A 12,628-nucleotide genomic window follows, 5' to 3' on the forward strand; every position below is an offset into this window, starting at 1 on the left:
GAACGAGTGATGAACGGGGCGTCGGTGGGAGTTACTGACTGCGTTTATGTCTGGTGACGTTGGATTGATCCGAGTTACTGACTAGGTTTATGACAAAAATGGCCCGAAAAATGGCTTGAAAGTGTCATAAACTCACACAGTTTCACATTTGCAGCCCCGGAGTTTTCGGGTTGACAGTTTTGCCACGTAACCCCGTAACCCCGGGCTGTGGTGCTGCCGCGGTTGGGGTCTGACTAGTCGCTATCTTGAGAGTCAGACGCACTCTTTGGCTATCAACCCTGAACCGCGGCAAAAAGTAGGGTTCAGCAGCCAACGACGAAACCCTCCCTCGCCCGGATAACTCCAGGTGAGAGAGGGTTTCTACTTGGTCGGGGTAGCGGGATTTGAACCCACGGCCTCTTCGTCCCGAACGAAGCGCGCTACCAAGCTGCGCCATACCCCGAGGCCGCAGACACGAACTGGGAACATACGTCTCAGTGCTGTGCTTGCGAGGACTTACTTTAGCCCGACGCTGAGCCAGAATGCAAAACGCCTGCTTAACGGGCTGTGGGAACAAGCCGCGGTCTCCGCCGCGCCCTTACAAACTACGAACTGCACCCCGACGGACTACGAACTACGAATCCCGCTCCACAACCTCAATCAAGGTCGCGGATGGGCGGCAGAACAAGCGCACCGGAGCGTAAGGGGAAGTGCCAAGGCCATTGGAGACATGCAGCCATGTCTTCTCGGTCCAGCGCGACAACCCCGAGGCCCGCGAGCGGTCGATACCGCAGTTGGTCACAATGGCCTTCCCGCCGGGCAGGCACACCTGGCCACCGTGTGTGTGACCAGAAAGCACCAGGTCGTAGCCGTCTTCCGCAAAAGCATCCAACACGTGGGGCTCTGGCGAGTGCGACAGGCCGATAGCGATGTCGGCATCCGCATTCGGAGCACCGGCGATCTGCGAATAATCCTCCAACTCGTGATGAGGGTCATCTACACCGGACAGCGCCACCTTCACGCCACCCGCCACAAACTCCAGCCGGGCATGGGTGGCATCCTGCCAGCCGTGCTCGATAAACGCAGCGCGCATGCCGCGCCACGGCAGTTCGACGCGTGAGGGCTTGCGCTTCTTGCCTGTCAGGTACTTCAGCGGATTGACAGGCCGTGGCGCGAAGTAGTCATTCGTACCGAACACGAAGGCACCCGGACGGTTCAGTAGGGGGCCGAGCGCTGCGAGGACACTGGGGACGGCCTTGTCGCTGCCCAGGTTGTCGCCGGTATTAATCACCAGGTCAGGGTTCAGAGCATCGAGGCTGGCAACCCACTTCTGCTTCAACTTCTGGTCGGGGAGCATGTGGAAGTCGGAGACATGCAGAATCCGGAAAGGCTCACCCTCGCGCTTTCCCACCCGGGCGAGCGTGCCGGGTGCCAGCACGGGAACTTGCACACGGTGGAGTTTAAATGCACGCAATTCGATTTGGTTCGCGTAGAGGAACGTCGTCAAGCCAAGCGTGGCGAGAGCTGCGGCAGACCGCAGAATTTGGTTGGAAAAAGCGCGCGATGTCATGACAGAGACACTATCAACTACAGCGGTAATCTAGGGCGTATGAGTGAACTGAAGAACACAATTGTCTCCGATATGACCGCCGCGATGAAGGCCCGCGACAAGGAAACCGTTGCGGCGCTGCGCATGCTGAAGGCCGCCATCCAGACCGAGGAGGTTTCCGGCTCCAAGCACGAGCTCACCGATGACGAGGTGCTGCGTGTGATTGAGCGGGAGGTCAAGAAGCGTCGCGAGTCCGCTGAGATGTACGCCCAGAACGGCCGTCAGGAACTTGCCGACGCCGAACTCGCCGAAGCAGAGGTTTTCGCCCGCTACCAGCCGGAACAGCTTGACGACGACGCCGTGAAGAACCTCGTCGCGGAATCTGTGGCCGAGGTTGCTGGCGATGACGCGCCGAGCATGAAGATCATGGGCCAGGTTATGAAGGTGGCTAAGGAAAAGGCCGCTGGCCAGGTCGATGGCAAGCGGCTTTCCGAGGCCGTTAAGGCTGCCCTGCAGGGCTAGCGCGACCTTTCGCCGTTTTCCCTTTTCGGCGATAAGCGTTGGAGCTGCCTTCTAGGGCGAACTAGAACGGCAGCAGCGGAATCAGATCCCGCAAGCTCGGCGCTGGCGGAGTGTTTGGCCGAGGGAACTGCGGTAGCGGATCCGGCCGGGGCGTCGTCGACTCCGGTCGCGGCGACGGCGCTGGTGGCGGGGTCGGACGGCGGGTGCCATCGGCCACGCGGATCGTGACGGTGCCACCCTTGAGTAGTAGCGGCGGCTGATCCAACCCGACCACGATTCCGCGCGACTCGCCGGTGAGGGAGACTGTGCGTTCCTCTACCTTGTAGCCGGCCTTCTTAAGGGTCTCCCGGGCCTCGGCCTTCTGCATGCCCACCACATTCGGCATTTGGGTGATAGAGGTGCCCAGGCCGTAGTCCGAATCCAATGGGGGGAGGTTCTTTCCGCCGTAGTCCTCGATGACTGGGCCAACTGCGCCGAACCATGTCCGCGCGGGCTCGCGACCACCAAAGAGGTTGCCGCTTGGGCACTGGCGCAGCGGTGACGTACACAGCTCCGTGACCGTCGGGGTGTCGTTGTAGACGTACACCGATCCGGCCAGACCGCCGGTGAAGCCCAGGAATGCCGCGGACTGGTTCGACTCGGTGGTACCGGTCTTAGCCGCGACTGGGCCTTCCCAATTCAGCTCTTTCGCGGCATCCTTCGCGGTGCCATCGGTGGCGTCATTGCTGAGCGCATTAGCGATCGCGTGCGCGACACCCGGCTCCACTGCCTGCTCGCACGGTGGCACATTCAGCTTGACCGCATTGCCCTTGGAATCCGTGATCGACTCAATCGGAGAGGGCTCGCACCAGCGGCCATTGCTGGCCAGGGTGGCAGCGACATTGGACAGCTCAAGGTTATTCACCGGCGTCGGACCCAGCACGAACGAGCCGAGCTTATGCTCCGAGACATAGTCCGCCACCGAGGACTCACCATCAAAACTGCCCGGCTCCGTGTATGAGCGCATGCCCAGGCGTACCGCCATGTCCATCACGCCATCGACGCCGACCAGCTCCGAAATCTGAATAAAAGGAGTATTCGGCGACCGTGCGAGCGTCTCACGTAGCGACATCGACGGCGGGAAACTACCTACGTTCTCCACGCAGTACAGGCCCGGCGGGCAGCCCTCTGCGCCACCGGTGCCCAGCCCGGAGGCCTCATAACGACGCGGCACCGGGAAGTTGGTGTCAATACCCAGCCCCTTTTCCACCGCCGACGTCGCCGCGAAAATCTTAAAAATCGAGCCCGCGCCATTGCCCACCGGCGTAAATGGCTGCGGCTGCACGGTCTGCATTTGTTCCGCATCGAGGCCGTATACGCGTGACGACGCCATCGCGAGCAACTTCCTGGAGTCATCCCCAGGCTCAAGCAAACTCATAACCTCGGCTGCGCCATCCGCAGTCGGTGAGGCCTGCTGACGCAGAGACTCCTGCACGCTGTCCTGCACACGCGGGTCCAGTGTGGTCTTCACATGGAAGCCACCGCGCTTGAGCTTCTCGGTCTCAATACCGTGGTTCTCCAAGTAGGAGACCACATAGTCACAGAAGAAACCGCGATCGCCCGCCGCGATGCAACCCTGCGGCAGGCGCTGAGGCTCCGGAAGAATACCGAGATCAGCTGCCTTGGCGTCCTGAGCCTCCTGCGGGCCAATTGCCCCCGTGGATTCCATGGCCGCAAGCACGTCGTTACGCCGTGCATGCGCACCTTCCGGATTTGTATACGGATCGAGCCCGGAGGACTGCTGAACCATGCCCGCGAGCAGAGCGGCCTGCGGGACATTCAGATCGGACGCGGGAATGCCGAAGTATGTCTGAGCTGCAGCTTCCACGCCGAAAGCGCCATTGCCGAAGGGGACCAAGTTCAGGTACTTAGTCAGAATCTCGTCTTTCGTCAGCTCATCTTCCAGATCCAACGCGATGCGAATCTCGCGGATCTTGCGACCATAATCCGTGGCAGTAGCAGCGCGGCGCTCCGACTCCGACTCTGCGTCCACCAGCAGCGTGTGGTTCTTAATCAACTGCTGCTCAATTGTGGAGGCGCCTTCCTGCACCGACTGGGACATGAAGTTCTTTACCGCCGCACGAGCAGTGCCCTTCCAGTCCACACCAGAGTGCTCATAAAAGCGCCTATCTTCCACGCTGACCAGCGCGTCCTTCATAGCGGGCGAGATGCGTTCCGACGGCACATTAAACCGCCGCTGATCATAGAGCCACGCAATTGGCTGATCATTACGATCCGTAATAGTGGTGACCCCCGGTGCGTCCTTAGAAATCACCGACCGCGACGCCGACGCGAATTCATCAGCCGTGCGCGCGACGAGGTAGGCCGAGCCGCCCACAAGAGGAAAGAGGGCGCTGGCCACAATCAACGCAGCCAACACAGTGGCAACGGAGAGCTTGAACAGCGTCGAACCTTTATTCACAGCAATCACACTACAAGGTAGGGCGGATTGAGCCGAAGTGAGTTTTCGAAAATCCGCCTAGAGGCATGCCCGGCGAGCCCAGAAAAACGCCTGGCGAGCGGAGGAGGATCGCTACGAGCGCCCTTACAATACCGGGCAAGTCATCGTGGGGTGGTTTCTGGAAAAAGATTTTCATAGTGACACAAATCACCCCCGTGCTTTTGTTGGAAAAAGTTGCCCCACCTGCATTGTTGTATTTAGAGCTGCGCCACGTCCACCCTCCCAGTGTGACCCAATCGACATTATTTGGGTGGTGTGAATAGACTTACAACAAAATTTCAGCACTATTTAGTTGAAACTATTTCGAAATAACGAAAATCGCAGGCACGAGGAGGCTACAATGACCGCCACGATTCCCGATCGCAACCGCACTGCTACTACTCCAGACTACGAGCTCGGTGTAGAGAGCTTCCGCGATCGTCAGGAGTGGGTCCCGCGCGCTAAGTGCCGCGATATTGACCCGGATAAGTTGTTCGTTCGCGGCGCCGCACAGCGCGAAGCCGCAGTTATCTGCCGCCATTGCCCAGTGGTTCTGCAGTGCCGTGCCGACGCTCTGGATAACCGCGTCGAGTTCGGCGTCTGGGGTGGCCTGACCGAGCGTCAGCGCCGCGCAATGCTGCGCGAGCACCCGGAAATTACTTCGTGGGCCGACTTCTACGCTGAGCAGTACGCAGCTCAGCGCAAGGCAAAGCTGGCTAAGTAAAAACCGAACTTAAATCGAAGTAAAACTAAACCCCCAGCGCGCGAGGCTGGGGGACAGATAAAGTAGCTTCCATGACTACTAAATGGGAATACTTCACCGCACCGCTGCTCATTCACAACACCAAGGCCATCCTGGACAACTTTGGTGAGGACGGCTGGGAACTCGTCACTGTTCTCCCGGGCCCGACCGGCGAAAACCACGTCGGTTACTTCAAGCGCCCGAAGGCTGACTAATTACCTCGGTGTCTAGCACCTAACTAACAACGGCGGTTGTGCTTTCGATTGGCAGCTGACTAACAGTTGGCTGCCATCTTTCTTTGGCCGGCTTTATTCGCCGGGCCCCAGTCGCCGTGGAAAGGCTTAACTCAAATGAGCAACTCTGAATCTCGCACTCCTTCCCAGGCCCTCGAGGACCTGGGGCTTACCCTGCCTGCAGTTGCCGCGCCAGTTGCGGCCTACGTACCCGCAACGCGCACGGGCAACCTCGTTTTCACCTCCGGTCAGCTCCCATTCGTTAACGGCGAGCTCACCCACGTCGGCCACGTCGGCTCAGAAGTCACTGCTGAGGAGGCCAAGGAGGCAGCCCGCACCTGCGCCCTCAACGCTTTGGCCGCAGTCGATGCTGAGGTTGGCCTGGACAACGTCACCCGCATCGTGAAGGTCGTCGGCTTCGTCAACTCCGCCGCCGGATTCACTGGTCAACCGGGCGTTATCAATGGAGCCTCGGAACTCTTCGGCGACGTCTTTGGCGAACGCGGCCAGCACGCTCGCTCGGCAGTGGGTGTGAATCAGCTTCCGCTGGACGCTCCCGTCGAAGTCGAAATCATCGTTGAAGTAGCCCAGTAGCTGCTGTGTTTGCTGCCGTGACCAGCGGGGATGCTGCGTTCTCCGGGTCGTCGTAAAGCGTGCTTACACCCAAATGAGCCGAATTGGACGACGTGGCGCGCTCCCCGGATTGCGCAACCACGTAGGATAGAGGACATGGAGCATCCTGCGTATAGCCAACTGCGTCAGATTTCTCAGTCTGTGGGCGTCGTTCTGTGCCCGAACCCCAGCTACTCTTCGCTGGAGGGTACGAACTCCTACGTTATTAAGGCTGAGGGGGATAGCCGCAGCATTGTCATCGATCCGGGCCCGGAGGACGAGGGACACCTGAACGTCCTGCAGCGTTATGCCGGCGACGTTGCGTTGATTCTGCTGACGCACCGTCATGGCGACCATGCTGATGGCGCCGCACGTTTCCGCCAGCTCACCGGCGCGCCGATTCGTGAGCTGGAGTCTCAGTACTGCGCGGGAGGTCAGGATCCGCTTGTCGACGGCGAACGTATCGTCCTCGACGGAGTGACTCCGCAGATTGAGGTCGTGGCAACCCCTGGTCATACCGCTGATTCCGTCTGCTTCTTCATCCACACTGGTGATGGCGAGGACGATGTTGAAGGCATCGTTACCGGTGACACGATCGCTGGCCGCCACACCACTATGATTTCGGAGACCGACGGCGACCTGGGTAAGTACATGGAAACCCTGAAAATGCTGGATTCGCGCGGCAAGGGTGTTCGTCTGCTGCCTGGTCATGGTGCTGACCTGCCGGACATCACTGTAATGACGCAGAAGTACATTGAGCGTCGTAAGCTGCGCCTTCAGCAGGTGAAGGATGCCGTTGCCAAGCTGGGCGACGAAGCTACGGTCGACCAGATTGTGGATGAGATTTACACCGATGTCGATCCGGTGCTGCGTCATGCTGCTGAGCAGTCGACTCGTGTGACCCTGCGCTACTTGCGCGATCACGGGGAGTAATTGCTGGGCTTTGGCTTCGGCCTCGGCTTCGGCCGGTTGCTGGGCTGGGCTTAATTGAGACTTGGCTGAAGCTGAGCTCGACTCACCGCATGAAAAGAGCGTGTGACCTGCAGTTTTGCGGGTTGCGCGCTTTTTGTTTGGGGTAGTGCTGGTTGGGGTGGGCTAGTGCCGGTTGGGTGGGTTGGCCTCGTCGGGGCCAGCCCAATCACTTATCGATGAGGTATCCACTTGTCGATGAGCTATAGCGCGCGCATAAGTGAACAGCGCATCGATAAGTGATTGATGCAAGGAGAAATCGGTGAATGGTGCATCGATAGGTGCCGGGAAAGCATCGATAAGTGGCAGAAAAGCGTCGATAAGTGCGCCAAACTTGGCCGGCATGGCAGGCCGGCATACCAGGTCAGCATGCCAGGCCAGCGGGGGAAGACAACAAAAATCCCGCGAGCCTCATGCGTTTCATGTGCTCCTACGGGAACCGGGGATCCAAAAGCAGAGGCTGCGGGATGTGAGTCGTTTGGGCAGCGCCGCAAGCGCCACAAGCTAACGTGCGCCACAAGCTAACGTGCGCAACAAGCTAACGTGCGCGGCGGGCCAAACGCTCCGTATCGGAGATGAGCACGGACTTGCCCTCAAGGCGAATCCAGCCGCGGTGGGCGAACTCTGCCAGAGCCTTGTTAACGGTCTCTCGGGAGGCACCGACGAGCTGTGCGATTTCCTCCTGAGTCAGGTCGTGGTTCACGCGGAGAGCAGAACCTTCCTGAACACCGAAGCGATTGGCCAGCTGAAGCAGGGACTTAGCAACGCGACCTGGGACGTCGGTGAAAATGAGGTCAGCCAGTGAATTGTTGGTGCGGCGCAGACGGCGGGCCAGCATGCGCAGCAGCTGAGCTGGAACATCAGGGTGTGAACCAACCCATTCCTGCAGCTGATCGGCACTCATGGACGCGGCGGAAACTTCGGTGACGCAGACCGCCGAAGAGGTGCGCGGGCCCGGGTCGAAGATGGAGAGCTCGCCGAACATGTCGGACGGGCCCATGATGGTCAACAGGTTTTCACGACCGTCGGCTGAGCGACGAGCCAGCTTCACCTTGCCATCAATAATGATGTAGAGCCGATCGCCCGGCTCACCCTCATTGAAGATGGTGGTTCCACGCGGGAAGCGAACCGTCTCGAGCTCGCCGAGCAAGGCCTGCACAGCCTCCTGGTCGACTCCCTGAAATACACCGGCCCGGGAGAGAATCTCCTTGACGTCATCCACGGTAAAATTCTCCTGTCTTTGGCCACTAACCACCGTAAATACAGGCCAGCAGCCGCCAAATTAGCACTCGACTACAGATTGCAGTGGCCAAACAGGAAGAGAAACTGCCCCGTCCCACTAGTCCCACTACTTTCGGTCTTTCCCGGTAACGCCGCTGCCAGCTTTCAAGGCAGGTTCATCCCTGGGCGAATTTCACGACAAATCGCCACTACAGATGCATCCCAAAACTACGCCGTCACCAAGATGTGATAAACACCACTGTAGCAAAAGAGCCACTGCGCCTGTGGGGAATTCTGGTGAAAAGCCGCTGAACTGTGTATTTATAACTAATAATTCGCTAACGGTGTTGCAAGATGTGGTGGGGCATGACTTCTTTGGTTTTTGACCGAATATGCCCGAGCTGCTACCGGTTCCATCCGCATCCCGGACGAATCTAAAGATTCGGCCCGCGAAAGGTGCGCACGCGAATTGCAATCCGGGGTAGCCGATACACTACGACCATGGATACGACTGGCAAGGCATCGTCGTTAAGCACGCACCAGATAAACAAACCCCAACCCACGCACCCGCAGGGATCCCTGACGTCGAAGAAGCGTCGGGCGGTGGGGGCGCATCCGGCGGCGCGAGGGAAGGAGACGCGCCTGGGCATGGTGCGGCGTGCGCGGCGGATTAACCGCACGCTGGCGGTGGCGTACCCGAATGCGCACTGTGAACTGGACTTTCGTAATCCGTATGAGCTTGCGGTGGCGACGATTCTGTCGGCGCAGTGTACGGACGTGCGGGTGAATATGACCACGCCGGCGCTGTTCGCTAGGTACCCCAGCCCAGCCGATTTGGCGGTTGCGAACCAGGAAGAGGTCGAGGAGCTCGTTCGGCCGACGGGTTTCTACAGGAATAAGGCTGCGAACATCATCGGTTTTGCGCAGGGGGTGATGGAGCAGCACGGCGGCGAGGTGCCGGGCACGTTGGAGGAGCTTGTGAAGCTGCCGGGCGTGGGGCGAAAGACGGCAAACGTGGTGCTGGGGAATGCTTTTGGGGTGCCGGGTTTGACGGTCGATACGCATTTTGGGCGTCTGGTGCGGCGCATGGGCCTCACAGAGCAGGAAGATCCGGTGCGCGTTGAGCACGAGATGATGGACGTGCTACCGCGCGCGGAGTGGACGTGGTTTTCGCACCGGCTGATTTTCCACGGTCGCCGGGTGTGCCATTCGCGCCGGGCGGCGTGCGGGGCGTGCTTCTTGGCGGCGGATTGCCCGTCGTATGGCGTCGAGGGTCCGGCGGAGCCGGAGACTGCGGAGAAGTTGATTAAGTCAGACGACAGGGAATGGCTTCTCTACCTGGCCGGTCTTAATGACGGCTACAGTGGGGAGAAACTTTCCGCGCTTGACGACGGGGATAGCGCGCGCAACACCACAGCGACACAGGACTAGTCGAGGAGCACTTTTCGTGAATGAGCAGGGCGGTCATAGTCACAATGGTGGCCACTATGAGGATCGGCAGGCGGACGTTAACCGTTCGGCATCGCTGATTACGCTGCTCATCGCGGGAGTTAGCATTGTGGGTCTGGTGATTTTCGCGATTGTGAATACCACTAGTGGCAATGACGAGACCGATGGTGGTGGGACCGGATCTGGTGTGAGTGTCGGTGCGGATGGCGCTGGCAGTGATGGCGATGGCCGTGATGGTGAAGTGGATGGTGCGTCGGCAGCGCCAGCGATGTCGAAGGATGAGATCGCGGCGGTAGCGGGTAGTGGCTCACTGACCGGTGTGCGCTTGCCGCTGTTGGCGGAGTCGGGAGACTCGGCAGGCCAGGACAACGAGGCTGGGCAAGTGGAACTGGTGGACATGGGGCAGGTCGTCGAGGGCAAGCCGACAGTGCTTAATGTCTGGGCGTGGAACTGTGCGCCGTGTCGCCAAGAGCTACCGCTTATTGAGCAATGGGCCAAGGACAATCCGGACGTGCAGGTGGCGACGGTGCATGCGGCTCGTGAGGCGGGGCGTGGCCAGGCCTTCCTGCAGGAAATCGGAGTGAAGCTACCGACCTACTCGGACACGGTCGACGTGGTCGGACCAGCGTTGAATCTACCGCGAGTTGTGCCCATCACCGTGGTGTTTAAGGCAGATGGCACGGTGGCGACCATTCATCCTGGTGAATTCACCGATGCGCAGCAGATTACGGATCTCGTGCGAGGTGCATTGAAGTGACTCAGGGACAGTCGTGGAATCGTGACGCAAGCTCGGGGCTGTATCTGCCGAAATGGTTGACCAATAGTTTGCCGCCGCACCTGGTCAGCGCTGATCACGACGCGGCAGGTCACGCCAGCAGCGCCAGCCACGCCACAACAGGCCACTCGGAGCAGCAGGTGGCCGGTCGCTCCGCTTCGTCGTCAAGCGTGAAGCGTGCGTTTGCGAAGTTGCGGCGAGACTCCTCGACGCAGGAGAAACCGTTGCGGAATCCGGCGCGGTCGGCGGTGTTGGTGCTGATCAGCGGTGATGCGGAGGCGCACCAACGGCCGGAGGATGCCAGCGTGGTACTTACGCACAGGGCGACAACCCTGCGTAAGCATGCAGGCCAGATGGCTTTTCCGGGCGGTCGTGTCGATCCCGAGGACGTGGATGAAATCGATACCGCGCTGCGTGAAGCCGAGGAAGAAACCGGCCTGAACCGAGAGACGGTGACGCCGGTGCGGGTGCTGGACTCGATTGACATTTCGCGGACTGGCTTCGCGGTGAATCCGGTGTTGGCGTATTGGCATGCACCGCATCCGCTGCGTGTGGTCGACCCTGCAGAGACGGAATCGGTGCTCAATGTGCCAATTAGCCATCTGACGAATCCGGACAACCGCATGATGCTGGGCTATCACGGCTGGACAGGGCCGGCATTTAAAGTTGGCGACTTCATCGTTTGGGGATTTACCGGCGGCGTGCTGTCCTACTTGCTGGATGTGGCCGGCTGGTCGGAACCGTGGGACGACACCAACGTCCAGAAACTTTTGCCAGTGCTCGCGCGTTCCGCTAATGGTGAAAAACTGTCCGTACTGAAGGGAGGCCGACGATGATGCCTGCAATCGCTGTGTTTGACGTTGCGCTGCTGGCGGTCTTCATTTTCGCGCTTATCGTCGGCTGGCAGCAGGGCGCAGTGTCGTCGATTATGGCCATTTTGGGCGTTGTCCTGGGCTTGGTCATTGGTGTGCCGTTGGCGCCGCTAGCTATGGCGCAGGTCGAGAACCAGTCGGGAAAGGTTCTTCTGGGCCTCGGCACGGTGATTCTGTTGGCGTTGATTGGTCATGCGGTGGGAACAGTGGCGGGGCAGTCGCTGCGGAATACCATTCGCTCGCCGTTGGCAGTCGGCCTGGATTCGAGCCTCGGTGCCATCGTGCAGTCCGTGACGGCGCTGGTAGTGACATGGATGATCGCCGTACCCCTGGCCACCGCCGTGCCCGGGCAGTTTGCCGACTGGGTGCGTGAGTCCAAGGGCATGAACCTCATTGACCAGGTCGCGCCCGACGAATGGAGCGACGGCTTCAGTGGCATCCTCCGTCAGCTTCGCGATGATGGAATGCCCGCCATCGCTCCGCCTTTCGGCTACAAGCAGAACGTCCCCGATGAACCCGCCGACCCCAACGTGATTTCACAGGGTGTCGTCGACAGTATTCGACCGTCCATCGTCCGCGTCTTGGGCGAAGCTCCGCAGTGTGAACGCTTGCTGCAGGGTACTGGCTTTGTCATCGCGCCGGATCTGATTCTGACAAACGCGCACGTGGTCGCCGGTGCCACCACTGTTCGACTGGAAACCGTGGTCGGCATGGCTGACGCGAACGTCGTGCACTACGATCCGCTTGACGACGTCGCCCTGCTCCGAACCACCGACCTACCCCTGGAGCCCATGCAGTGGGCGGATCAGGAAGCTCGTCCGGGCGATGACGCGGTAGTGCTGGGCTTTCCCGAGTCCGGGCCCTTTAAGGCCACACCTGCGCGCGTGACGGAGAACATCATTATTCGAGGCCCGGATATTTATTCGTCGACTCGGCACGAGCGTCAGTCCTATGTTCTGAAGGCAGATGTGCGCCACGGCAACTCGGGCGGCCCACTGATTACGCCGCAGGGTCAGATTCTGGGCTTGGTCTTCGGTGCCGGTGTGAATAATGACCAGACTGGTTACGCGCTGACGCACGCCGAGGTCCAGCCACACATTGATGAGGCGATGGATAACTACGGGGCGATCGGCACGCAGCAGTGCGTGGCAGGGTAAGCGGAAAGTTGTGTGTCTATGGGCAGGTCAGCCCCAGCCGCAACCGCAGGAGAGTTCCGGCTAACCCCA

13 protein-coding genes and 1 tRNA gene are annotated in these 12,628 nt (G+C 59.9%); 9 read left to right on the top strand and 5 right to left on the bottom strand.

The annotated features are described in order from the left end of the window. Window positions 1–365: 365 nt before the first annotated feature. Window positions 366–442, bottom strand: a tRNA-Pro gene (locus QP977_RS03375). Window positions 443–613: 171 nt separating this feature from the next. After that, entirely contained in the window at window positions 614–1,549 is a 936-nt protein-coding gene (locus tag QP977_RS03380; RefSeq protein ID WP_016421919.1) for a metallophosphoesterase, read from the bottom strand. Between the two features lie 39 nt (window positions 1,550–1,588). On the opposite strand from QP977_RS03380, the gene QP977_RS03385 reads away from it, so the two are divergent. Continuing rightward, complete coding sequence (locus QP977_RS03385; protein WP_016421920.1) at window positions 1,589–2,050, top strand: GatB/YqeY domain-containing protein; 462 nt, start codon at window positions 1,589–1,591, stop codon at window positions 2,048–2,050. Between the two features lie 61 nt (window positions 2,051–2,111). Here the strand turns inward: QP977_RS03385 and QP977_RS03390 are convergent, their stop codons facing one another. Next, window positions 2,112–4,520, bottom strand: coding sequence for a transglycosylase domain-containing protein (locus QP977_RS03390; RefSeq protein ID WP_410397534.1), 2,409 nt, complete (start codon window positions 4,518–4,520; stop codon window positions 2,112–2,114). Window positions 4,521–4,890: 370 nt separating this feature from the next. Between QP977_RS03390 and QP977_RS03395 the strand changes: the two genes are divergently transcribed. The 4 genes from QP977_RS03395 (at window position 4,891) to QP977_RS03410 (ending at window position 7,049) form a co-directional block, all read left to right on the top strand. Further along, window positions 4,891–5,253 carry a WhiB family transcriptional regulator gene (locus tag QP977_RS03395; protein ID WP_005511664.1) on the top strand — a complete coding sequence of 121 codons (363 nt, stop codon included), beginning with the start codon at window positions 4,891–4,893 and terminating at the stop codon, window positions 5,251–5,253. A 71-nt stretch (window positions 5,254–5,324) separates the two neighbouring features. Beyond that, window positions 5,325–5,486, top strand: coding sequence for a Sp36 family protein (gene sp36, locus QP977_RS03400; RefSeq protein ID WP_005511670.1), 162 nt, complete (start codon window positions 5,325–5,327; stop codon window positions 5,484–5,486). A gap of 135 nt (window positions 5,487–5,621) precedes the next feature. Next, window positions 5,622–6,098, top strand: coding sequence for a RidA family protein (locus QP977_RS03405; RefSeq protein ID WP_070854037.1), 477 nt, complete (start codon window positions 5,622–5,624; stop codon window positions 6,096–6,098). Window positions 6,099–6,233: 135 nt separating this feature from the next. Continuing rightward, window positions 6,234–7,049 carry an MBL fold metallo-hydrolase gene (locus QP977_RS03410; protein ID WP_005511689.1) on the top strand — a complete coding sequence of 272 codons (816 nt, stop codon included), beginning with the start codon at window positions 6,234–6,236 and terminating at the stop codon, window positions 7,047–7,049. A 162-nt stretch (window positions 7,050–7,211) separates the two neighbouring features. On the opposite strand, the gene QP977_RS03415 is transcribed toward QP977_RS03410, so the two are convergent. Together QP977_RS03415 and glxR are read right to left on the bottom strand one after the other, a co-directional pair. Then, window positions 7,212–7,430, bottom strand: coding sequence for a hypothetical protein (locus tag QP977_RS03415; protein WP_284847135.1), 219 nt, complete (start codon window positions 7,428–7,430; stop codon window positions 7,212–7,214). A gap of 193 nt (window positions 7,431–7,623) precedes the next feature. Further along, on the bottom strand, window positions 7,624–8,307 hold the full coding sequence (gene glxR / locus QP977_RS03420; RefSeq protein ID WP_005511668.1) for a CRP-like cAMP-activated global transcriptional regulator GlxR: 684 nt from the start codon (window positions 8,305–8,307) through the stop codon (window positions 7,624–7,626). Window positions 8,308–8,807: 500 nt separating this feature from the next. Between glxR and nth the strand changes: the two genes are divergently transcribed. The 4 genes from nth to QP977_RS03440 are packed head-to-tail and all read left to right on the top strand — an operon-like array spanning window position 8,808 to window position 12,559. Then, window positions 8,808–9,737: an endonuclease III gene (gene nth / locus QP977_RS03425; protein WP_370449823.1), complete on the top strand. Its 930-nt coding sequence runs from the start codon at window positions 8,808–8,810 to the stop codon at window positions 9,735–9,737. Between the two features lie 16 nt (window positions 9,738–9,753). Further along, a complete protein-coding gene (locus QP977_RS03430; protein ID WP_070652843.1) occupies window positions 9,754–10,512 on the top strand; it encodes a TlpA family protein disulfide reductase in 759 nt (252 codons plus the stop codon). Continuing rightward, a complete protein-coding gene (locus QP977_RS03435; protein WP_049189452.1) occupies window positions 10,509–11,366 on the top strand; it encodes an NUDIX hydrolase in 858 nt (285 codons plus the stop codon). The genes QP977_RS03430 and QP977_RS03435 overlap by 4 nt, the downstream gene beginning before the upstream one ends. Continuing rightward, complete coding sequence (locus QP977_RS03440) at window positions 11,363–12,559, top strand: MarP family serine protease (RefSeq protein ID WP_149421296.1); 1,197 nt, start codon at window positions 11,363–11,365, stop codon at window positions 12,557–12,559. The genes QP977_RS03435 and QP977_RS03440 overlap by 4 nt, the downstream gene beginning before the upstream one ends. The last annotated feature ends 69 nt before the right edge of the window (window positions 12,560–12,628 follow it).

This window comes from Corynebacterium sp. MSK012 (genome assembly GCF_030232435.1).
GTDB lineage: Bacteria > Actinomycetota > Actinomycetes > Mycobacteriales > Mycobacteriaceae > Corynebacterium > Corynebacterium jeikeium_D.

What these genes read in the sequence shown, in the direction of transcription:
- QP977_RS03380 (WP_016421919.1), bottom strand. Translation starts at nt 1,549, where the DNA reads ATGACATCGCGCGCTTTTTCCAACCAAATTCTGCGGTCTGCCGCAGCT.
- QP977_RS03385 (WP_016421920.1), top strand. Translation starts at nt 1,589, where the DNA reads ATGAGTGAACTGAAGAACACAATTGTCTCCGATATGACCGCCGCGATG.
- QP977_RS03395 (WP_005511664.1), top strand. Translation starts at nt 4,891, where the DNA reads ATGACCGCCACGATTCCCGATCGCAACCGCACTGCTACTACTCCAGAC.
- sp36 (WP_005511670.1), top strand. Translation starts at nt 5,325, where the DNA reads ATGACTACTAAATGGGAATACTTCACCGCACCGCTGCTCATTCACAAC.
- QP977_RS03405 (WP_070854037.1), top strand. Translation starts at nt 5,622, where the DNA reads ATGAGCAACTCTGAATCTCGCACTCCTTCCCAGGCCCTCGAGGACCTG.
- QP977_RS03410 (WP_005511689.1), top strand. Translation starts at nt 6,234, where the DNA reads ATGGAGCATCCTGCGTATAGCCAACTGCGTCAGATTTCTCAGTCTGTG.
- QP977_RS03415 (WP_284847135.1), bottom strand. Translation starts at nt 7,430, where the DNA reads ATGCCGGCCAAGTTTGGCGCACTTATCGACGCTTTTCTGCCACTTATC.
- nth (WP_370449823.1), top strand. Translation starts at nt 8,808, where the DNA reads ATGGATACGACTGGCAAGGCATCGTCGTTAAGCACGCACCAGATAAAC.
- QP977_RS03440 (WP_149421296.1), top strand. Translation starts at nt 11,363, where the DNA reads ATGATGCCTGCAATCGCTGTGTTTGACGTTGCGCTGCTGGCGGTCTTC.